General features: G+C 41.8%; 18 protein-coding genes. 9 read left to right on the top strand and 9 right to left on the bottom strand.

The window, feature by feature from the left end; genetic code table 11:
- Positions 1–49: 49 nt before the first annotated feature.
- The 6 genes from Q1W14_RS01450 to Q1W14_RS01425 all read left to right on the top strand — a co-directional run bounded on the left by Q1W14_RS01450 (position 50) and on the right by Q1W14_RS01425 (position 10,493).
- Complete coding sequence (locus tag Q1W14_RS01450) at positions 50–3,202, top strand: TonB-dependent receptor (protein WP_300698553.1); 3,153 nt, start codon at positions 50–52, stop codon at positions 3,200–3,202.
- A gap of 12 nt (positions 3,203–3,214) precedes the next feature.
- Positions 3,215–4,888, top strand: coding sequence for a RagB/SusD family nutrient uptake outer membrane protein (locus tag Q1W14_RS01445; protein WP_300698551.1), 1,674 nt, complete (start codon positions 3,215–3,217; stop codon positions 4,886–4,888).
- Between the two features lie 20 nt (positions 4,889–4,908).
- The gene (locus Q1W14_RS01440) at positions 4,909–5,724 is read left to right on the top strand and encodes a hypothetical protein (protein ID WP_300698548.1); all 816 of its coding nucleotides are present in this window, start codon (positions 4,909–4,911) and stop codon (positions 5,722–5,724) included.
- Between the two features lie 88 nt (positions 5,725–5,812).
- Positions 5,813–6,640 (top strand): ROK family protein, encoded by an 828-nt coding sequence (locus tag Q1W14_RS01435; RefSeq protein WP_300698545.1) that lies wholly within the window; start codon positions 5,813–5,815, stop codon positions 6,638–6,640.
- Between the two features lie 35 nt (positions 6,641–6,675).
- Positions 6,676–9,312, top strand: coding sequence for a sugar-binding domain-containing protein (locus tag Q1W14_RS01430; protein ID WP_300698543.1), 2,637 nt, complete (start codon positions 6,676–6,678; stop codon positions 9,310–9,312).
- 20 nt (positions 9,313–9,332) lie between these two features.
- Positions 9,333–10,493 (top strand): DNA-binding transcriptional regulator, encoded by a 1,161-nt coding sequence (locus tag Q1W14_RS01425; protein ID WP_300698540.1) that lies wholly within the window; start codon positions 9,333–9,335, stop codon positions 10,491–10,493.
- A gap of 3 nt (positions 10,494–10,496) precedes the next feature.
- Here Q1W14_RS01425 and Q1W14_RS01420 read toward each other — a convergent pair whose 3' ends face one another.
- Positions 10,497–10,931 (bottom strand): thioesterase family protein, encoded by a 435-nt coding sequence (locus Q1W14_RS01420; protein ID WP_300698539.1) that lies wholly within the window; start codon positions 10,929–10,931, stop codon positions 10,497–10,499.
- 81 nt (positions 10,932–11,012) lie between these two features.
- On the opposite strand from Q1W14_RS01420, the gene Q1W14_RS01415 reads away from it, so the two are divergent.
- The 3 genes from Q1W14_RS01415 to fmt are packed head-to-tail and all read left to right on the top strand — an operon-like array spanning position 11,013 to position 14,348.
- The gene (locus Q1W14_RS01415) at positions 11,013–11,576 is read left to right on the top strand and encodes an L-threonylcarbamoyladenylate synthase (RefSeq protein ID WP_300698537.1); all 564 of its coding nucleotides are present in this window, start codon (positions 11,013–11,015) and stop codon (positions 11,574–11,576) included.
- A gap of 9 nt (positions 11,577–11,585) precedes the next feature.
- A complete protein-coding gene (locus tag Q1W14_RS01410) occupies positions 11,586–13,376 on the top strand; it encodes a chloride channel protein (protein ID WP_300698535.1) in 1,791 nt (596 codons plus the stop codon).
- A gap of 3 nt (positions 13,377–13,379) precedes the next feature.
- Positions 13,380–14,348 carry a methionyl-tRNA formyltransferase gene (gene fmt, locus Q1W14_RS01405; RefSeq protein ID WP_300698533.1) on the top strand — a complete coding sequence of 323 codons (969 nt, stop codon included), beginning with the start codon at positions 13,380–13,382 and terminating at the stop codon, positions 14,346–14,348.
- Positions 14,349–14,361: 13 nt separating this feature from the next.
- On the opposite strand, the gene Q1W14_RS01400 is transcribed toward fmt, so the two are convergent.
- From Q1W14_RS01400 to Q1W14_RS01365, 8 genes are all read right to left on the bottom strand, one after another.
- Positions 14,362–15,372: a hypothetical protein gene (locus tag Q1W14_RS01400; RefSeq protein ID WP_300698531.1), complete on the bottom strand. Its 1,011-nt coding sequence runs from the start codon at positions 15,370–15,372 to the stop codon at positions 14,362–14,364.
- A 5-nt stretch (positions 15,373–15,377) separates the two neighbouring features.
- Positions 15,378–15,575, bottom strand: a complete 198-nt coding sequence (locus Q1W14_RS01395; RefSeq protein ID WP_300698528.1) for a hypothetical protein — start codon at positions 15,573–15,575, stop codon at positions 15,378–15,380.
- Between the two features lie 357 nt (positions 15,576–15,932).
- On the bottom strand, positions 15,933–16,433 hold the full coding sequence (locus Q1W14_RS01390; RefSeq protein ID WP_300698526.1) for a hypothetical protein: 501 nt from the start codon (positions 16,431–16,433) through the stop codon (positions 15,933–15,935).
- A gap of 216 nt (positions 16,434–16,649) precedes the next feature.
- Entirely contained in the window at positions 16,650–18,701 is a 2,052-nt protein-coding gene (locus Q1W14_RS01385; RefSeq protein WP_300698523.1) for a hypothetical protein, read from the bottom strand.
- 5 nt (positions 18,702–18,706) lie between these two features.
- Positions 18,707–18,895, bottom strand: a complete 189-nt coding sequence (locus Q1W14_RS01380) for a hypothetical protein (RefSeq protein WP_300698520.1) — start codon at positions 18,893–18,895, stop codon at positions 18,707–18,709.
- A gap of 30 nt (positions 18,896–18,925) precedes the next feature.
- On the bottom strand, positions 18,926–19,168 hold the full coding sequence (locus Q1W14_RS01375) for a hypothetical protein (RefSeq protein WP_300698517.1): 243 nt from the start codon (positions 19,166–19,168) through the stop codon (positions 18,926–18,928).
- Positions 19,169–19,535: 367 nt separating this feature from the next.
- Positions 19,536–20,561 (bottom strand): phage integrase SAM-like domain-containing protein, encoded by a 1,026-nt coding sequence (locus tag Q1W14_RS01370; RefSeq protein WP_300698515.1) that lies wholly within the window; start codon positions 20,559–20,561, stop codon positions 19,536–19,538.
- Positions 20,562–20,769: 208 nt separating this feature from the next.
- Positions 20,770–21,633 carry an Rpn family recombination-promoting nuclease/putative transposase gene (locus tag Q1W14_RS01365; RefSeq protein ID WP_300698651.1) on the bottom strand — a complete coding sequence of 288 codons (864 nt, stop codon included), beginning with the start codon at positions 21,631–21,633 and terminating at the stop codon, positions 20,770–20,772.
- Positions 21,634–21,777 lie beyond the last annotated feature (144 nt).

Here is a 21,777-nt window from a genome sequence, read left to right as displayed (position 1 = left end):
TCGGTCTAACCAACCGAAGTGATATTATGAATCACTAAATTTTAATCTTATGCAATGGAAAAAGAACTTATCTGATTTGCAGAGAACTGTATCCGTTCGGATACCATTTTTATCTGTCAGTTTTTTATTGCTGTTTGTTTGTCTGTCTGCGATGGCACAAACAAATCACAGAATTACCGGTGCTGTTGTTTCCGCTAAAGACGGTGAACCGTTAATCGGGGTAAACGTTCTCCAAAAGGGGACGAATAATGGTGTAGTTACGGATCTGGATGGACAATTTGCATTGTCTGTTCCCGTACCTTGTGAATTATCTATAAGTTATGTGGGTTATGCTAGCGAAGTTGTTAAAGTTACTTCTGCTAATACTCCTTTACGTATTGAACTAAAAGAAGACAACGAATTATTGGATGAAGTCGTCGTAGTAGGCTATGGTGTACAGAAAAAGAAATTGGTGACAGGAGCTACAGTTCAGGTCAAAGGTGAGAATATCGCCAAACTGAATACTGTAAATGCCTTGGGTGCTTTGCAAAGCCAGACACCGGGTGTAAATATAACTCAGAGCTCCGGTATGCCCGGCGAAGGTTTTAAGGTTACTATCCGTGGATTGGGAACAACCGGTTCGGCTACACCTCTTTATATTATAGACGGTGTGACAGGAGGAGATATAAATAATCTGAATCCTGCGGATATTGAATCTATCGACGTATTGAAAGATGCTGCATCAGCAGCTATCTATGGATCACGTGCTGCTAATGGTGTTATTCTGGTTACTACCAAACAAGGTAGGGTAGGCAAACCGGAAATATCATACGATGGTTACTACGGAGTGCAGAACGTATATCGTATGCCTGATTTACTGAATGCACAAGAGTTTGCCATGATTATGAGTGAAGCACGTATGATGGACGGGTTACCCGACTATGATTATGCATCCATGGTTCCAGATTGGGAAGCCATCAAGAATGGTACATGGAAGGGTACCAACTGGCTGGACGAGTCTCGTAATGAAGATGCACCCATACAGAACCATGCTTTGAACATTACCGGAGGTACGGAGCAATCCGTTTATTCTATCGGTTTGGCTTATACTTCACAAGAAGGTATTCTTGGTGCTCCTATTCAGCCGAATTATAAGCGTTATACGGCGCGTGTTAATTCAGAACATACCTTGTATAAAAAAGGAAAGCTAGAAATTATTAAGGTCGGTGAGAATATAACCTATTCATATAGTGAAAGAAGTGGTATCGCTATTGGTGATACATGGTCGAATGATATCCGTAATATGTTACACGCCAGCCCCTTCTTGCCAAATAAGGATAAGAATGGTGATTATCATTATGCGATTCCTTGGGAACTTCGTGAAGCTAATCCTATCGGACAAATGTATTATTCGAATGGACAAAATCTCTCTAAATCCCATGCATTGCAGGGCAATCTGTTCGTGACGATACAGCCTGTTATAGGGTTGAAGTTGAAGTCTAACTTTGGATATACATTCTCTGCGGATTCTTATCGTAGTTTTACTCCGGTTTATAAATTGGCAAGCAATACATTCAATGATAATAATAGTGTCTCACAAGATATGTCGATAGGTGGCAATATTCTATGGGAGAATACGGTGACTTATGATTTTAAGTTGGCTAAGCATAATATCGGAGTTTTGCTGGGGCAGTCCATTGAGAAAGACGGATTGGGTGACAGTATGAGTGGTAGTAATATCAATTCCATTTTCAACGACTTTAAACATGCTTATTTGAATAATACTCCTGCTATAACAAACCGTACTACTTTGCATGGCTCGCCTTGGGATAAGAACTCGCTCGCTTCTTTCTTTGGCAGAGTAAACTATGACTATGCAAACAAGTATATGGCTACAGCTGTAATACGTGCCGACGGTTCTTCCAAATTTGCTCGTGGTAAACGTTGGGGATATTTCCCATCTGTATCTGCCGGTTGGGTAATATCTGAAGAAGCTTTCATGGAACAAACCAAATCATGGATGGATTTCTTGAAAATACGTGCTAGCTGGGGACAAAATGGTAACCAGGATATTCCAAATTTCCAATATCTCTCTACGATCGCATTCAGTGGGGCTGATTATACTTTCGGACCGGATAAATCAGTAGTTTCCTCTGGTGCTTTTCCTGATATTCTTGCTAATAAGGACGTGACATGGGAAACTTCCGAACAGATTGACTTTGGTTTGGACGCACGCTTCTTGGATAACCGCTTAGGTCTTAACTTCGATTATTACATTAAGAACACTAAAGACTGGCTGGTTGCAGCACCGGTTCTTGACACATATGGTACAGGAGCACCCTTCATCAATGGTGGTGATGTTCGTAATCAAGGTTTTGAATTATCATTGAACTGGAACGATCGCATTTCCGATTTCCAATATAGTGCTACCGTGAACCTTGCGTATAACAAGAATAAAGTTACACGTATCGCCAACTCCGAAGGTATCATTCATGGTGATGACAATGTATTGAGTAACCAAACAACGGAAATGTATCGTGCGCAGGTGGGTTATCCTATCGGTTACTTCTATGGATATAAAACAGCCGGTATCTTCCAAACCGATGAAGAGATAGCTAATTATAAAGGAGCTAAGTTAGAAGGTGCCCGTCCGGGTGATGTTATTTGGGTAGACAATGACCATAACGGTGTGATTGACGACGATGATCGTTGCATGCTTGGTGACCCGCATCCTGACTATAATTTAGGTTTAAGCCTGAGTGCTTCTTACAAAGGCTTTGATATCAGTATGACGATGAACGGTGCTTTTGGTGCTCAAATTATGAAATCCTATCGTTCGTATGTAGATTATACCCGTCAAAATTATACTTCAGAAATCTTTGGTCGCTGGCATGGTGAAGGCACTTCTAATAAAATACCTCGCCTGACTTCGGGTACTCATTCCAACTGGCAGTTCAACTCTGATCTTTTTATGGAGAATGGTGATTATTTGCGTATGCAAAACCTGACAATCGGTTATGATTTCAAAAAACTGTTCAAGAATCTGCCACTGAAACAACTACGCTTGTATGTAGCTGCTCAGAATCTATTCACTATTACCGGATATTCGGGTATGGATCCTGAAATCGGTTATGGTGGCTACCAAGACTGGGTATCGGGCATTGATTTAGGATTCTATCCAAGTCCGAGAACTTATATGGTAGGTGCTAATATTAAATTCTAAAAGACGAGTATTATGAAAAAGATATGGATATATTCAATCATAGCCCTTTTATTGACGGGCTGCGAGAACTTCCTGGATACTGAAAATCTGACAAAGAAAGATAACTCCAACTTCCCTAAAAGTGCGGCGGATGCGGAAACTGCGTTAACGGGAGTGTATGCGTTACTTCGCGAAATGACTCCCGGAGAAGACGGACAGAGCTTCTTCCTCACTGCCGAATTACTTTCTGACGATCGTTTTGGCGGTGGCGGACCGGATGACCGTCGTATGCATGCAGTTGATAGATTGAAGAAAGTGGACGATAATATGTTTGCTGATGTATGGAAACAAGCCTATCGTGCTATTTACCGTTGCAATATGCTCTTTGCTTCGATGGATGCTATTGTGTGGGAAAACGAAGGAGCACGTCAAAAACTTGAAGGACAAATCCATTTCCTACGTGCTTATTTCTATTTTGATTTATGTCGTTTGTTTGGTACGGTTCCCTTGATAACCAGTACTGAACCTGTGAATTCTCCGCGTGCTACGGCTGAAGAACTTTATGCTTTGATTGCATCTGATTTGAAGACGGCAATAGAGCAATTACCTGCTACCAGATATAGTGCTTCAAGTAATGCAGAGTTAGGTCGTGCTACCAAGTGGGCTGCCGAAGCTTTACTGGCACGTGCTTACCTCTTTTATACCGGTTATTATCAGCAAGAAAGTATGCCATTACTGGAAGGTACTCTCTCTAAAAACGATATTATAGGTTATTTGGATGATTGTATCAGTAGTAGTGGACATGACTTGGTAGGGGACTTCAGAAATCTATGGCCTTATAGTAATGAATATACTAAGAAGGATTATAAATATGCACAAGATTATGATTTATCATGGGTAGGTGAAGAAGGTGCTAATGTTGAAACTGTATTTGCCATTCGTTATTCTTCAAAAGCTACATGGGATTATCCTTGGTATAATAACGAAGTCTGCCTGTACTCGTCTCCTCGCGAACCGGTTAGTTTGGATGATATATTTCCTTTTGGCATTGGTTGGGGAATAGGTACTGTTAATTCTAAATTGTGGGAAGAATGGCCTTCGAAAGATCCTCGTCGTGAAGGTTCTATTTTGAGTGTAGAAAAGGAATTGCCTGATTATGCTTGGGGATGCGACAAACAAATGAACGAAACCGGTTATTGGCAGAAAAAATATATGGCTATTAATGCTTATAATGATGAAGGTGAGAGTGTAAACTACAGTCGTATTCTTTATCCGGAAATTGATTCAGACTATCAGTTGAATAATACGCAAGATTTAGTAATTATCCGTTTTGCCGATGTATTACTGATGGCTGCCGAACTGAAAAAGGATGCTTCTCCGTTGAATCGTGTTCGTGCAAGAGTGGGCTTGGATCCTGTCGGTTATTCGGATGATGCATTACGTAATGAACGGCGTTGGGAATTGGCTTTTGAAGGTTTACGTTATTATGACTTGTTGCGTTGGGGTATTGCCGGTCAAGTTTTGAGCCAGCAGAATGGTGTAAAAGTATTGGATAATATGGTCGAAACTCGCATGGATATGGGTGATATCTCACAGCGTTTGGAAGTAACCAAAGGCTTGATGCCATTACCCAAGACACAAATTGATTTATCAGCCGGTATATTGGAGCAAAATCCTGGTTGGGGGAATGAAAGCAATATGAATTAATGACTTTAAACATTCGGATTATGAAAAAAATAGCAATAGGAATATTGTCTTTATTACTGCTGGACGCATGCGATCCGGTAGTCGATAATAAAGATATGGGTGGCATTGTCAACGAGAGTGAATTGCAAATCGATGTTCATGCTACTACAGAGGGTGGTAATGAAATTGTTATGATTAATAATACCCTAGGTGTGGGGAGTTATTGGGATCATATTACGGGTATTTCTACACTCCAGAAAGCTACAGTGGCGTTACCTTTTATGGGTGAACAGACTATTAAATTTATTGGTTTCTGTGATGGTGGGCAAGTGACTACGACTCGTACGGTTAATATAACAAAGATAGATCATCCCGTCGCTGAAGAGTGGGGATTGTTTGCTGGTGCCGACATATCAGGAAAAGCATGGGTATGGAATCTAGAAGACTATGATTATGTCTATGGTACCGGAGGATGGCTGACTGAATTCGAGCCTTCATGGGATGTAACGGAAAATGAAGATTTGGAAGATGCGGATTGTGAACTGGTTTTTGACTTGAATGGAGGCCCGAATCTTTCTAAAGTGGATGCAGACGGTAATGTCTTGGAGAAAGGTACGTTCTCTTTTGATATGTCGACCGTAAAAAAGAACCCGGATAGTGGCGAACAATGGTCACTTGGTCAGTTAAAACTGAAAGGTGTTTCTGTGTTGAGTGGACATGCTTTCTGGGATGAATCGGAGACAATAACCACCTTTGAAATACTGGTATTAACAGAAGACGAATTGGTATTATGCTGGAATCCTGCAGATGCTGAGGCTTGGTCAGATGCAACATTCTGGTGTTTTAAAAAGAAATAACTTTAACACAACTAGGGAGTAGAGTGGGCGGAGGAAATCCCCCCTTTTGAAGTTCTTCTGTCTGCTTTCCCTATTAATAAATAATGAAATGAGAATAGGTATTGATTTGGGTGGAACAAATATGCGGGTCGGTCTGGTAAAAGATGGACTTGTTTTGAAGAAAGAAATTGTTCCGTGTCCTTCTCAGGCCGATGAGAAGGAAGTGTTACTTGACCTCGAAAAATTGATTGAACGTACCATGTGCTCCGAAGTGGAGGGTATTGGCATAGGAGTACCTTCAGTGGTGGATGTATCGGAAGGTATTGTTTATAATGTAGCCAATATCCCGTCTTGGAAGGAAGTCCCGTTGAAAAGACTATTGGAAGAACGTTTTTCCGTTCCGGTATTCATCAATAATGATTCTAACTGTTTTACGCTAGGTATTAAACAATTTGGCGAAGGGCAACAATTCCGCAATCTGATAGGAATGACTATTGGAACAGGCGTAGGGGCAGGTGTCATTATTAATAATGAGTTGTATGGCGGACAAAACACGGGAGCTGGTGAAGTTGGTTCATTACCTTATCTGGCCCATGACTTTGAACATTATTGTAGTAGTGGCTTTTTTGTGCGCTACTATGATACAACAGGAAAAGAAGTTGCTGAAAAGGCTGCTGGTGGTGATATGCAGGCACTTAAAATATGGAAGGAATTTGGTTCTCATTTAGGAGAATTAATGAAAGCCATTCTATTTACTTACGATCCGGAGGCAATCATTATTGGTGGAGGCATTGCGTCTGCTTTTGCATATTACGAATCATCCATGTGGCAAACTATACAAACTTTCCCTTATGCTGAAACAGTGAAGAGAGTGAAAATTCTTGTATCCCGGAAAGAAGATGCGGCGTTATTGGGAGCTTCTGCTTTAGTAATTTAAATAAAGACTGAAAATAACTTGTAAAGAATGAATATATGAAAAGTAACCTGATTAAATCGTTGACTTTGTGTGGCTGTCTTGCAACAGCTCTGATTTCCTGCCAAAGCCGTGACTTGTCGGCAGGAGATTTGTTGCTTTCGGATGGTTGGAAAGTGCAATCTTCTGCAAAAACTACATTGTCGGGCGAAAAGTTGTCTATGCCTCAGGCAGAGGTAGAAGGCTGGTATGATGCAATAGTACCTTCTACTGTGATGGGAGTGTTGACAACCAATGGTCTGTACAAAGATGCTTTAGAAGGAGTGAATTATAAAGATATAGATAAAGCTCCTTTTGATACAACCTGGTGGTATAGAAAAGAATTTGAAATGCCTCGTTTGAAAGAAGGACAACACGCTTCATTAATGTTTGACGGAATTAGTTATGCGGCAAATGTTTGGCTGAATGGTAAGCAGATTGCAACTCGTGATTCTCTGTATGGTACGTTCCGTCGTTTCAAATTAGATATAACTGATGCTGTTCAAGAGAACAATGTATTGGCAGTAGAAGTCTTCCGTGCCCAGCCCGGCGAACCGAATATTGGTTTCGTGGATTGGAATCCGCGCCCCGTAGATGAAAGTATGGGTATCTTCCGTGAAGTCCGGGTGGTGATGAATGATGCAGTTGCCATGAATCATTCAGCCGTACATTCTAAAGTTAATACGGAAACCTTGGGTGAGGCTTGGTTGACTATAGAAACGGAATTGACTAATATGTCTGATAAGGCAGTGAATGGCGAGTTGAAGGGAGTATTGGAAGGTAAATCCTTTAGCATTCCTGTTTCGCTTGAAGCAAACGAAACTCGTGTTGTAAAAGTTACGTCAGAACAAGCTGATATTTTACATTTAAAGAATCCTCGGTTATGGTGGTGTCAAAATATGGGGAATCCAGAAATGTATAAGCTGGATTTGGAGTTTGTAGTCAATAATCAGGTTTCAGATCAGAATACAGTTGATTTCGGAGTACGTGAGATTAAAGATTACTTTACCGAAGAAGGTTATCGTGGTTTTATATTAAATGGAAAGAAAGTATTGGTAAGAAGTGCTGGTTGGACGGATGATATCTTTTTACGTGATACTCCGGAAACCAATGAAACGCAAGTACAATACGTACGTGACATGAACCTTAATTCTATTCGTTTTGAAAATATCTGGGGCACATCACAGAATGTATATGATTTGTGTGATCGCTACGGATTACTTGTTTTAGTCGGTTGGAGTTGTCATTGGGAATGGGACAATTACCTAGGTTCGCCTTGTGATGAATTTGGAGGTATCAAAACTGAGAAAGATATGGACTTAATAGCCCGCTCATTAAACGATCAGGTATTGTGGCTGCGTAATCATCCTTCTATTATTGCTTGGTATGTAGGTAGTGATATGATGCCTCGTCCGGAACTGGAAAAACGTTATCAAGCCTATTTGAATAAGATTGATGACCGTCCTTATGTAAGTGCTGCAAAAGAAATGACCAGTGAGATTACAGGTCCTAGTGGCATGAAGATGGCGGGTCCTTACGAATATGTTTCTCCTGATTATTGGTATTCAGACAAAGCTCCCGGCGGAGCATTCGGATTTAATACCGAAACAGGAATTGGTGCACAACTTCCGGTTATTGAATCTATTCGTAAAATGATACCGGAAGATAAACTTTGGCCAGTGAATAATGAGGTTTGGAATTATCATTGTACCGCGTCAAGTACTGCTATGAATAATTTGGATGTGTTGACGGAGAATATCACAGCTCGCTATGGACAAGCTAAAGATTTGAATGATTATCTTCTTAAAGCCGATTTACTGAATTATGAGGGTACTCGTGCTATGTTCGAAGCATTTCGCGTTAATATTCCAAAGGCTACAGGTATTGTACAATGGATGTTGAATTCAGCATGGCCTTCTTTTTACTGGCAATTATATGACTATTATAAAGTGCCGACTGCCGCATACTATTCTGTAAAGAAAGGAAATCAGACTCAACAATTGATTTACGATTATGGAAAGAAATCAGTCTTTGCAGTTAATGAAGGTTTAGATGCACAACTACTAAAAGGCAAATTGTCGATTTATGATTTGAATGGTAAGTTGTTGTCCAAAGAAGAAAAAGATTTGAATATTCCTCCTTATCAAGCAGTGGAAGCCTTTAAGGTTCCGACTCCCAAAGAGAATGTCTTTTTAATGTTACAACTAACGGATGGACAAGATAACTATGTAGCGGATAACTTCTACTGCCTGGCAACGACTGATGATGTATATGACTGGGCAAAATCGTCTTGGTATCAGTCTCCGATAACAAAATCGGCAGACTTCTCAAAACTGTCGTTGATGCCCCAAGTTGAATGTAAAGTGGATGCTGTAATGAAGCAGCAGGGTGAAGATACGTTGGTAGAGGTGAATTTAAAAAATGCTCCTTCTGCTTTGGCATTCTTTATTCGTCTTTCTTTGAAAGATGAACAAGGTGAATTGCTTACTCCGGTTTTCTGGCAAGACAATTATTTCTCTATAGCACCTGGGGAAACAAGAACAATTCAGTGTGTTGTTCCACAATCTGCCAAACTGACGAGCACAGTAACATTAACCGTTTCCGGCTGGAATGTACCGGAGAAAAAGGTAACTCTTTCTTTGGGAGAGAAAAAATAAGTAGTTAAATTGCGGGCATTATGATTAGGTTGATTCTATTGACTGATTTTACAGAAGCATTTGCCCACAACTTATTGCGGGGTATTCTGGAGTATTCCAAGAGTCGTGAACCTTGGGTAGTATGCAGAATGCCCCCTTCTTATAAACATACTTATGGTATTTCTGGTGTGTTGAATTGGGCGAAAAAATGGGAAGCGGATGCTATCATTGCTCAGTTCGATGATGATGACAACGTAGAGCTGTTCCGTAAAAATGGAATAATTGCTTTGGCCCAAGATTTCAAATCCCGTTTTACAGTCATTCCTAATATAACAAGCAAGTATGAACTAACCGGGCAGATTGCCGCCGATTTTTTTCTACAGAAAGGTTTTCGGAATTTTGCTTATTATGGCTATAAAGATGTAGTATGGTCTGAAGAACGCTGCATGGGATATCGGGAGCGAATAACAGAGAAAGGATTTGGAGATAATTTTTATGAATATCAGAAACAACCTTTAGATAATTTGTGGTATTATGAGTCGGAACCCCTGATTCATTGGATTAAATCGTTACCGCATCCGGTGGCTTTGATGGCATGCGATGATACGCAAGCTAATAAAATTATGGAAGTATGTCGTGTCTTAGGTATTAATATTCCGGAAGAAATTGCTGTTTTGGGAGTGGATAATGATGAAATTATTTGCAGTTTATCCGATCCGCCATTGTCTAGTGTCAGCCTGAATATAGTAAAAGGTGGTTATGAGTCTGCCCAATTGATAGATAGACTAATACGAGATAAAGACGCTGTTAGTGAGGATGTAATTATTCAGCCGGTGACAATTGTGAACCGACTTTCCACGGATATCTATGCAACGGATAATCCCGCTATATTGGCGGCATTAAAATATATTCACCAGAATTTGGCGAATAAACTGAATGTGGAAGATATTGTTAAACAAGTTCCTTTATCCAGACGCCTGTTGGAAGTTCGTTTTAGACAGGTGACGGGACAATCTATTTATCAGTACATCTCAGATTTGCGTATGGAACGTTTTTCCCAATTATTGTTGGCAAGTACCGATCCGATAGCCGATCTTGCCATACAAGTGGGACTTGCCGATTCTAAGAATCTGGCACGCCAATTCAAACTGTGGAAAGGATGTACTCCTATTGAATATCGAAAACAAAACCGGGTGAAATAACCCTTACTTCTTCTTTCTCAAATCTCGTCCTTCGAATTTACATATAGCCTCTATCCACTCTTTAGTCAAGGGTTTGGACTCATGTTTTGTGAGGTCAAAAGTAACCATTACAGAACGGCAGATACACTTTATGTCATGTGTTTCTGTATCGATAACCCGCTGTACCAGGTGGAAACTTTTTGTACCTATTTCAGTAACGGCAGTCTGTACGGCTATATGGTCAGAACCGTAAATTTGTGAAACGAAGTCTGCCTCAATATGCACAACGACAATGCCATCTCTTTCCCAATCGACATCCGGGCATATAGAACCAAAGTATTCGGTCTTTCCTAAATCGTAAAAGGAAAAGTAGACCGTATTGTTTACATGCCCGAATTTATCAACATCATTGAAACGTATTTGTATGGGCAGGGTGTGGTTAAATTCAATTTCTTCCATTGTTTTCTCTTAAACTTTGCTTTGTTATCGGGGCGAAATTACTAATTTTGCGTGTTAATCATTGTATTTATACATCAAGAAATGATAGAAGATATAAAAAAAGCCTGTCAGGTAATGGCTGAAGGCGGGATTATTCTGTATCCTACTGATACGATTTGGGGTATAGGTTGTGACGCTACCAACGAAGAAGCGGTGCGCCGTATATATGAGATTAAGCAACGCTCTGACAGTAAGGCGATGCTGGTATTGGTGGATTCTTCTGTAAAGGTGGACTTCTATGTACAGGATGTACCAGAGGTTGCTTGGGACTTGATTGAGTTAGCTGACAAACCTCTTACTATTATCTATTCCGGAGCGCGTAACTTGGCTTCTAACTTATTGGCTGAGGATGGTAGTGTCGGTATCCGGGTGACTAATGAAGACTTTTCTAAAAGACTTTGCCAGCAATTCCGTAAAGCGATTGTCTCTACTTCTGCTAATATTAGCGGACAACCTTCTCCGGGAAATTTCAGTGAGATAAGTGAAGAGGTTAAATCAGCGGTGGATTATATTGTAGGATATCGTCAGGAAGAAATGGATAGACCGAAACCATCCAGTATTATAAAACTGGATAAGGGTGGAGTTATCAAGATCATTCGTGAGTAAAAAGAAAAGATGACTGAAGACAAAAGAGGATTATTACAGCGTTTTATTATATGGCGCGAAAAGAATATTAACGAGAAGCGGTTTATATTGATACTCAGCTTCCTTGTCGGTATCTTTACAGCATTTGCTGCATTGGTATTGAAGATGCTGATACATTGGATACAGAAATTCTTAACGGAGAATTTTAATGTAACCGAAGCTAACTACCTTTATTTGGTTTATCCGGTAGTGGGTATTTTCTTGGCAGGGCTTTTTGTTCGCTATGTGGTGAAAGATGATATCAGTCATGGAGTTACCAAAATATTGTATGCCATCTCCAGTCGGCAAGGACGTATTAAAGCCCATAATACATGGTCATCTATTATAGCTAGTTCTATCACTATTGGGTTTGGTGGTTCGGTAGGAGCGGAGGCACCTATCGTATTGACGGGTTCGGCTATCGGTTCTAACTTGGGAAGCGTATTCAAGATGGAGCACCGCACATTAATGTTATTGGTAGGTTGTGGTGCGGCAGGTGCAATTGCCGGTATCTTTAAGGCGCCGATTGCTGGACTTGTTTTCACACTGGAAGTACTGATGATCGACTTGACCATGTCTTCTCTGCTTCCTTTGTTGATATCCGCAGTAACTGCGGCAACGGTATCATATATCGTGACCGGTACGGATGCCATGTTTAAATTTCATTTGGACCAAGCATTCGAACTGGAGCGTATTCCGCATGTAATCATGTTGGGCATCTTCTGTGGATTGGTTTCGCTTTATTTTACTCGGGCTATGAATTCTGTAGAAGGGGTATTTGGAAAGCTGAATTCTCCTTATAAGAAGTTGGTGCTGGGTGGCGTAATGCTGAGTGTGCTTATTTTCCTTTTTCCTCCACTTTACGGTGAAGGCTATGATACGATAGAATTATTGTTGAATGGTACCAGTAATGCGGAGTGGGATACGGTAATGAACAACTCTTTCTTTTACGGTCATGCACATTTTCTATTGATTTATCTTGCCTTGATAATCTTGTTAAAGGTATTTGCTTCGAGTGCCACGAATGGTGGTGGTGGCTGTGGTGGTATCTTTGCACCTTCCTTGTATCTGGGTTGTATTGCCGGTTTTGTATTCTCTCATTTTAGTAATGGTTATGTGATGACCTCTTATTTGCCTGAGAAGAATTTTGCATTGATGGGTATGGCAGGTGTGATGAGTGGTGTTATGCATGCTCCCTTAACGGGTGTTTTTCTGATAGCAGAGCTTACGGGAGGATATGACCTTTTCTTGCCACTGATGATTGTCTCGGTGAGTGCCTATCTTACTATAATTATGTTTGAGCCTCATAGTATCTACTCTATGCGTCTGGCTAAGAAAGGAGAACTGCTGACACATCATAAAGATAAAGCGGTATTGACTTTGATGAAAGTAGAGAATGTGGTAGAGAAAGACTTCGTTGTGGTTCATCCTGATATGGATTTGGGCGAACTGGTAAAAGCAATTTCTGCTTCACATCGTAATATATTCCCTGTTACAGATAAAGAAGGGGGATTGATTGGCATCGTTTTACTGGATGATATCCGGAACATTATGTTCCGTCAAGAGTTATATCACCGTTTTAAGGTCGGTAAATTGATGACTTCCATACCGGCTCGCTTGTACGACACGGATAGCATGGAGCAGGTGATGCGTACTTTTGATGATACACAAGCTTGGAACTTGCCCGTGGTGAATGCTGAAGGTCACTATTTGGGCTTTGTTTCCAAGTCAAAGATATTTAATTCGTACCGTGAAGTGCTGGTACATTTTTCAGAAGATTAAAGAATGAAGAAAGAAGATTTGAGAATAGTATACATGGGGACTCCAGACTTTGCAGTGGAGGCTCTTCGTTGTTTGGTTGAAGGTGGTTATAATGTAGTAGGTGTTATTACAATGCCTGACAAACCCGCCGGGCGTGGGCATAAGCTACAGTATTCTCCGGTGAAACAGTTTGCTTTGGATCATAATCTTCCGCTTCTTCAACCGGAAAAATTGAAAGATGAGGCTTTTGTCGATGCACTGCGTGCTTGGCAGGCTGATTTGCAGATAGTAGTTGCCTTCCGTATGCTGCCTGAGGTTGTATGGAATATGCCTCGTTTAGGCACATTTAATTTGCATGCTTCTTTGTTGCCGCAATACCGTGGTGCCGCACCTATTAATTGGGCAGTGATAAATGGAGATACTGAGACAGGTATTACCACCTTTTTCCTGAAGCATGAGATAGATACTGGTGAAGTGATCCAGCAAGTCCATGTACCGATTGAGGATACGGATAATGTAGGTATTGTACATGATAAACTGATGTTGCTTGGAGGACGTTTGGTAGTGGAAACAGTCGATGCCATTTTAAACGATACGGTAAAGAGTATTCCTCAAGAAGCAATGGCTACAGTAGGCGAGTTGCGTCCGGCACCGAAAATCTTTAAGGAAACTTGTCGCATTAATTGGGATCAGCCCGTAAAACGTATCTATGACTTTATCCGAGGCCTCTCTCCCTATCCCGCTGCATGGACGGAGTTGGTTCAACCTGATGGGGAGAATGTCGTTATGAAGATATTTGAGACCGAAAAGGTTGCAACCCCCCATCAATTAAATCCCGGAACCTTGTTAACAGACGGTAAGACTTATATTCGTGTGGCTGCACAAGATGGGTTTATAGGAATACATGCCCTTCAGTTGCCGGGTAAGAAGCGACTGAAAGTGGATGAGTTGTTGCGTGGGTTCAGACTGACGGAAGAATTCAAAGTAGGGTAAGCTTGGAAGAATCTTACTTCGTCATTGCCTTGTCCTTTAAAGTATACATTTTGCCCTCTTCAAATTTGGTCACTTTCATTGTTACGTTAGTATCACTGCCATAATCGTATTGGTAGGTATCACCATCTACGATAGCAGTTACTTTCAAGTTGGTAATTTCGTAAGTGCCTGAGACATCGGCATTACCGGGGAAGAAGCAGATGTACACATCGTCCATCACATTGCCGTTAATATTAAAAGCTCCGGTGGTAGTAATAGATCCTTTGGTGCTGCCCAGTTTCAAAGATTCGGTCAGAGCGTCATTTGCCCCTTTTATAAATGTAAGTTTGGCATTTGTCTTAAGCCCTGTGTCGCTGATGGAAACGCTTGTAGCGGTGCTCCCGATTCCGGCAGGAAATGTTAAACCGGTGAGGCGCATAATGGCGATGCGGTGTTTAAAGACTATGTTTAAACTTGCGTCAGTGCTCGTGATATCTGGCACGGCGGCTATTGCCGTCATATAATCGAAGTTTTCCACATCAGCTAACCGACCGCTTTGACCGCTTAGTGTAAGGGAGGCTTCGATGGCATTATCATAACTTGGATTCACATTGAAAGCACCGGCATACTCTGTTTTATAAGGGTAAAGCAGACCGATGCTACCTTGTCCTTGTCCTCGTTTAGCATTTTGTTCGAAGTTGTAAAAGGTAAACTCAGCCTTTGGTGCTGCCTCCCCTTCATCTGTTCTGACGAATACTGCCCCATATAGCAGGGAATAAGCTGCATTTATACACACTCCCTTTTCTGCCTCATTGTTCTTCGGATAATAGCCAGCCTTCCATTTCACCCCCAGTCCCTGAGTATTATCTATATTATACTCCAAACGAGTAGAAGGACCGTTCTGTGGAGTTTCGAGTGTAACGGAACTTATTCCTTTCATTTCGGGTTGACCATTACCTTCGGTCAGTTCTTCGTTGCTACAGCTACTCATCGTCATAGCTAATGCTGCTATCATTGCAGCCGATCTTAAAATGATATTTCTCATACGGGTCATTCTCCTACTGTTAAGATGTCGTTAATCATGTCTTCTAAGTCACTGCTTGAAGCATGGTTGCTTCTTGATACACTGTTGGGGCGGGTAGCACTCATAGGCACGTTGGGAAAACCTTCTACGCTGGTGGCTATCACACCTTCGTTTTCCATCTCTATAACCTCCACTTGAGGCGATATATACATGTCTTTCTTCATACCGTTTTGCTTCTAATGGTAATAATATGTTTATTGAGAAAGGCGTTATTTACAAGTCCGGGGGGGACTTTGCAATCAGACAGTAGGGATTCTGTTTCTTGATTACTAACAGGAAACTTAACTCACGGCAAAGATATAAAAAGTAGTTTAAACGATATTGCAAAATTCACTATTATTTATATATAGGTGCTAAGTAAGACATTACAATAAGTCTTCTTCTTTGTTGAATCTGTCTGATTGTAACCGTTTTGCTTCAAGGATAGCATGATATAGTAAACACAGCCGGGGCTGCAACAAGAAAGATAACCTCTTTCTTGGTTGCAGCCCCGGTTCTTTGTTTATTGGCAAGCCGAAGTGTTATCCTAATGGATTGTCGTTCTCGTCGCCGCTACCACCTGTAGAGCCGCCACCAGTGATGCCTTTTGCTTTTTTGTAATCGGAGATGGTGGCGTAGCTGATTTCGTCATCAATCACACCACCGGTTTCAAAGCGAATGTCGCTTTTAATGGCGTCTCTGAGTTCCTTGGCAGGAGTGAAGATGATACGTGGGTTCTTAATCATGGTCGAGGCATTGAACTTCGTGATGTCCTCTACGCCCTCGCTCTTGAAGGAGGTACGGAAGGAGCCGAAGCCCTTTACGTTTACGGTATGTCCTTGCAGGAGTTGCTGCAAGGCAAATTTGGTGAAGAGGTCCATACTAGCCTCCATTTCGATGGGAGCAGTAGTGGTGTTTTGAGTGGCGGCACGTGTCATGGCCTTTGTCTCCAGGGGTTTGGAGCTTTCGGGGATGCCGTACCATTTCTTGGGGGCGTCCTTCTTCAAGGGGTTGCCCTTCTTTACTAATTTTACTTTCGGCATATTGCTTTGGGTTTTAGTAATTAATACTCTGGTTGATTAAATGATATAAAGAAGAACGGTATTTTGCTTTCCCGTTCTCCCTGTTTTTGTTGTGCGGATGAGGCTCAAAACGTCGCCCTAATGACGCTCGTTGTCTCGCCCTAATGACGTGATGAACGTCGCCCTAATGACGCATGGTGTCTCGCCCTAATGACGTTTCAAGGGTTCCCTAATGAATTAAGGAACCTTTTTCTCAATAGCACCTGTTGTGGCATTGAATTGGTAAGCAGAAGATGCCCACGCACTGTTCATGGCTCCATATTCCGTACCACCGATTGCTGAAACGGAAGTACCTAAACTGGTCTCCGTTCCTGATGATATGCCACTGATAGTAGATGAGTTATAATAGCATTGTGTGGCAGACGTACCACTATATTTATATCCGCATATACCACCATAAGAGAATGACGAATAGGGAGAAACGATACTGATATTTCCAGTGTTGTAGCAGGCTGTCACTTTGGTTTTAGAACCAGGTTTGCCCATGATACCTGCTGCCATATTACCCTTCGCTTCTATGTTTCCGGTATTGTAACATCCTTTGATGGTGATGTTGTAGTCGTTATAATCAAAGCCGATAATTCCTCCTGTAGCGGTATTAGTAGAGGTTACATTACCTGTATTCCAACAAGCTGTAATTGTGGCTCCTTGGCTTCCTACCTCTCCCAAAATGCCTCCGGTTCCTTCATCTGAAGCACCTGTAATTGTTGCTTGATTATTACAATATTCTATTTCTGTAGATTGAGCATTTCCGACAATACCACCGCAAGATCCTGTTGCAGTAATAGTACCTGTAACTTCGCAATTTATAATTGTTGCATAAGCCCGAGCATTACTTACGATTCCTCCCAGCGGTTTAATATCGTTTTTTGAAATATTACATGCTACTTTTAGGTTCTCAATCTTAGTTTTCTTGGTATAATTTCCGTTTATATAGTAGAATAATCTATCGGTTGTAGTAATAGTATTATTGTCACCGTCAAAATAGCCTTGGAAAGCTGTCTCGCTAACATTTCCGATAGGAATCCAGTCACTCTCGAGGGTGATGTCATTTGTCAGCTTATAGTAACGATTATACCAGAAGTTACTGGTACGGGCATTGTTGACATAGTTGGAGAATAGTTTCAAGTCATCATAGTTGGCAATCTCGAATGCAGTGGCGGCAGTCATTCCATCCTTGTCCTGTCCGTTGCTCGAGAATCCTTCGTGGGTGGTTGTCTTCGCATTTAGCGTGTACATCTTGCCTTCTATGAATTTCGTAACTTGTAACGCTTGGTCAACATCGGTTGCGTAATTGTAGGTATAAGTGCCGTTGCTGGTAATGAACTGGAATGATAACTCACTGATTTCATTGGTGCCTTGTGCATCGCTATTGCCCGGGAAGAAGCAGATATAAATGTTACCTGTCATTTTTCCGTTACCATCTGTGGTGATTGTATTGTCTGGCAGATTGGCAAGGATACTCATGTCATTTCCTGTGGGGGTAATCTGATCGATTGTCACTCCTTTGGTTCTTGTTAGTGTAGCCGATACTTTCAGGTTTTTGCCTGAAACACCTACGACTTTCACTTCACCATTGTTTAGTCCGGGAAATACCAACTCTGATAAACGGAAGATGGCTACGCGGTGCTTGAATTTAAGTTCAAGACTTGCTGCATCGGTAGTTCCGGCGGCTGTGTTTGCTGTTCCCACGGCTGTCATGTAGTTGAATTTGGATAGGTTGGCTAATGTGCCGTCCTGGCCTGCAAGTGGGAGGGTTACACTTCCTGATGGTGAATATTTGAAAGTACCGGCATAACCTTCTGTGGCTGCTTCCGATGCGGGATAGAGTGCGTGGATTTCATCGCCTACGGTTAAATTTGTGGCACTAAAGCTGTTTGAACTCCACTCCCATGAGCTGAATGTGGCATCTTTTGATGCCGTAGCATCGTCGGCACGGCGAAATCGCCATCCATTTATTGCTGCAGATTCATCGGAGGGAAAGCTGGTGGCATAAAAATACTCTTGGGCATTGTCGTCTTTTCCGTCTATCCACGTCACTTTTAATTCTGTGTCATCTTCGTAACTTAGTCTTGTGTCAATTGTCTTAGTTTCGATACTTGCAGTAATAAGTGAAGACCCTTCGATCTTGTTCACAGAATCGTTCATGCTCAAATCGTCGTTGCAACCTGTTGTTGCTATAGCTACCATTGTAGTTATGGCTGCTATTTTCCAATAATGCTTTTTCATAGTGTTTAATCCTCCACTGTTAAAATGTCATTGATTAAGTCTTCCAAATCATTGGATGTTGCAGAACTCGGAGAATAGGTTTTCCGAGCAGAATTCATCGGAACAGGATCATAATTGCTTAGAGCTATTACACCTTCATTCTCTATCTCTATCACCTCTATCTGGGGTGATACATACATGTCTTTCTTCTTCATGTTGCTTTGTTTTAAAGATTAGTAATATGTTTATTGAAACTTGTTTGTATCTTCTTCAATATGCCCCATGATCCAATTTTCGGGGATACACTGATAGGCAGTTGTATCATTCCGATTAAGGTATCGAATGGCGATATAGTTTTCGCGGTTGAAACTCAGTGTATCTATCTTCGTTGATACTATTAGAGCAGGGCACTTTTGAGAGGAGCCTGTAGATGTGGGCTCTTCTACCCATACCTTATCACCTTTCTTATAAATTTGTTCGTTTGCCATAACAGTTCATGATTTAGTATTCAGACTTTGGGGATTCAGTTACTTGATAGGTAACGGAAAGTACAAACACCTCGAACTACAAAGCGTTGTAGAGCCACGACACAGGTGGTTTATCCAAAATTGTTTCACAAAAGACAATGAGCAGACGACCCTGTATTTTGCAGGGCTGAGAGATATGTGCATTTTTGCGCTTCAGCATAAAGCACATCAAACGGATATGTGGTTTTTAGTATTTAATAGAGGAAATCATGTACTTTATGTACAAATAAACGTGTGTTTTGTACTAGTGTTTTAACTCCTTTTCATATCTTTGCCGTGAGTTTAGTTTTCCGTTACCTATCAAGTAACCGCTAATTCTCTTTTATTATCAGTGCTTTAGTGAATTTCCGAATACTTGCTCCATTACTTTGCAGTTAGCTTTATCCAATTCTCCGTATTCAAAACTTTTCAAATACGTCCGAGTAACCTCCAGTGACGAATGTCCCAAGCCTTCTGAAATTACTTCTTCGGATATGTGGCAGAATTTGGCAACTGTGGCCCATGTATGGCGTGCGGTGTACGAACTCACTTTGATGCCTTTCATTCCGTAATGCGCTGCGAGTTTCGCCAAAAGCACGTTGAGGCGGCGTAACAGGCGACCATAAGCATAATAACTATCTTTACCCTTATCGTTGGCATTGAGAAAACGTAATAGATAGGGAGAGTCGGGGTCAGTGCTACGATAGCGGTCTATCAGTGCCAATGCTTCCGGCATGACGCATACGTTCAGTTCAGTGCCCGTCTTTTGGCGGTGGCAGGTCAGCATGGTGCGTCCTGTAGCATCGGTATGCAAGTCGTTGCGACGCATGTGTACAAGGTCTACAAGAGGCATGCCTTGCAGGCGAAACATAAGTGAAAGCATGTCCCGGGCTTCACACAGAGAGGTGGTCAGCAGGCTAAGTTGCATTTGCGCTTCGGTTTCGGAGGGTAGGGGCGGACACAACTCCTGGTCGAGAAGTAAGCGGCGTATCTCCACATCCGTCAGTGCCCGCTTCTTTTCGGCTTTTGTACCGGTGTACACACCACTGAACAGGCGGTATTCACCATTAATCACTCCGGCATCTACGGCACGATGGTATACTGAGCGCAAGGCACGTACGTAGGTAGAAATGGTGTTCCACGCCCGAAGCTGTTCCTTCATGAACTTCTCAAACCTTGCCAGCGAGTAGCGGCTGATGCCTCCGAAGAAGATTTCGCCCCCGCCTACAAACATCGTAAAAGCATGAAGGGCATACAGGTACACATGTGCTGTACTGAAACGCTCTTCCTTTTCGAGATCGTCAATCACTTGGAGCATGAAGCCCGTAAAGCTAATCGGGCTTTGCTCTTTCTGTTCTGCATTCTTTTTCATCATTCTTTGTATTTAAGTAAAACATAAAAACTTGTTCCCAAAGATGAGACTTTGAGAGTGGAAAAACACAGAGTGATGAGAATGGTTTAGCTCGCATTGTTCTTTTCATTGCATCGTTGCTGTAGACTATCGTCATTATGATATAAAAACGAAAAACTCCCAATATCGAAAAGATATTGAGAGCTTAGCGGATAAAGAGTGATACTGTTGTTTATAGAGTGATTATCAGTTCGGCAGATAGTCCGGTGATGCTGGCAATGTCAGTGAGTGACATGCCGCGTGCTTTCATGGCACGGGCTATTTCTGCTTTGCCTTCTGCCAGTCCTTCCATCCTTCCTTCTATCTTCGCTGTACTCAGCACATCATTTTGAATCTTCATCGCATCTACATGTGCATCATAAGCCAGACGTTCCTTGGGGGGCATGGCGTAGTATTTCAGTTTCTCGAGCGCTTCGCTCAGTCCGGGTGCCGTAGTATCGGGACGGATAGTACCATCTTTAAGATACTTCATCCACTCCTCGAGTGGTGTAACCGCTACTTCGTCGAACTGGTTTACGCGAATGAGAATATATTCGGGGAATATTTCGGCAGGCATTCGTGAGACTATCGCGTCGCGTTCCTTGACGTTCACTTGCAGGCGGTCGCCTGTGTGCACCCCTACAAAGTGGTTCTGGCCATGATACAGATAGTCGGTGCCTTGACCGATATCGAAGTAGAGAACACTGATGGAATAGATTTTCTTTACCTTATAGTAAGGTTCGCCTAGCGAGATATGCTCCGTGATGGCTTTTGCTACGCCGTAAAGGATGCGCTCCAGATAGTAGAGTTCACGCGTATTCTGTATCTCGATGATGATGATTTCATCCTTACTGTTGCGTGCTTTGATATCCACGCGGTTGAATTTGTCATCGGAGGAGAGTTGGTTGCCTTCGCTTTCCAGTATCTCCAGAATGGTTACTTTCTCGCCCAGAAATACAGTGAGGAAACCTTCGAGGACACCATAATTGGCCTTTTGCCGCAACAGGCGCTTGATGGCCCAGTCGAAGCGTACATATTTATCTTGCAATTCTTCCATATCTCTTATTTTCATTTAATTAAGTCCAACAAAGGTAGGATATATTCGGATAACTTGATACGGATTTACTTCTTTTCTTTCCAGAAATGAAATAACAATGCGTAAGATAATCTCATAAATCAACGGAATCAAGCATTTCACCCT

It is taken from the genome of Bacteroides sp. (genome assembly GCF_030151085.1).
In the GTDB taxonomy this organism is placed as follows: Bacteria; Bacteroidota; Bacteroidia; order Bacteroidales; family Bacteroidaceae; genus Bacteroides.
Note: the sequence above shows the minus strand (reverse complement) of the source record. Positions and strands in the feature narration are given on the sequence as shown.

Coding starts and splice junctions, on each gene's coding strand:
- Q1W14_RS01420 (WP_300698539.1), bottom strand. CDS start 10,931: ATGGAAGAAATTGAATTTAACCACACCCTGCCCATACAAATACGTTTC.
- Q1W14_RS01375 (WP_300698517.1), bottom strand. CDS start 19,168: ATGGCAAACGAACAAATTTATAAGAAAGGTGATAAGGTATGGGTAGAA.
- Q1W14_RS01435 (WP_300698545.1), top strand. CDS start 5,813: ATGAGAATAGGTATTGATTTGGGTGGAACAAATATGCGGGTCGGTCTG.
- Q1W14_RS01415 (WP_300698537.1), top strand. CDS start 11,013: ATGATAGAAGATATAAAAAAAGCCTGTCAGGTAATGGCTGAAGGCGGG.
- Q1W14_RS01370 (WP_300698515.1), bottom strand. CDS start 20,561: ATGATGAAAAAGAATGCAGAACAGAAAGAGCAAAGCCCGATTAGCTTT.
- Q1W14_RS01445 (WP_300698551.1), top strand. CDS start 3,215: ATGAAAAAGATATGGATATATTCAATCATAGCCCTTTTATTGACGGGC.
- Q1W14_RS01365 (WP_300698651.1), bottom strand. CDS start 21,633: ATGGAAGAATTGCAAGATAAATATGTACGCTTCGACTGGGCCATCAAG.
- Q1W14_RS01395 (WP_300698528.1), bottom strand. CDS start 15,575: ATGAAGAAAGACATGTATATATCGCCTCAAGTGGAGGTTATAGAGATG.
- Q1W14_RS01430 (WP_300698543.1), top strand. CDS start 6,676: ATGAAAAGTAACCTGATTAAATCGTTGACTTTGTGTGGCTGTCTTGCA.
- Q1W14_RS01385 (WP_300698523.1), bottom strand. CDS start 18,701: ATGAAAAAGCATTATTGGAAAATAGCAGCCATAACTACAATGGTAGCT.
- Q1W14_RS01425 (WP_300698540.1), top strand. CDS start 9,333: ATGATTAGGTTGATTCTATTGACTGATTTTACAGAAGCATTTGCCCAC.
- Q1W14_RS01380 (WP_300698520.1), bottom strand. CDS start 18,895: ATGAAGAAGAAAGACATGTATGTATCACCCCAGATAGAGGTGATAGAG.
- Q1W14_RS01410 (WP_300698535.1), top strand. CDS start 11,586: ATGACTGAAGACAAAAGAGGATTATTACAGCGTTTTATTATATGGCGC.
- Q1W14_RS01400 (WP_300698531.1), bottom strand. CDS start 15,372: ATGAGAAATATCATTTTAAGATCGGCTGCAATGATAGCAGCATTAGCT.
- Q1W14_RS01390 (WP_300698526.1), bottom strand. CDS start 16,433: ATGCCGAAAGTAAAATTAGTAAAGAAGGGCAACCCCTTGAAGAAGGAC.
- Q1W14_RS01450 (WP_300698553.1), top strand. CDS start 50: ATGCAATGGAAAAAGAACTTATCTGATTTGCAGAGAACTGTATCCGTT.
- fmt (WP_300698533.1), top strand. CDS start 13,380: ATGAAGAAAGAAGATTTGAGAATAGTATACATGGGGACTCCAGACTTT.
- Q1W14_RS01440 (WP_300698548.1), top strand. CDS start 4,909: ATGAAAAAAATAGCAATAGGAATATTGTCTTTATTACTGCTGGACGCA.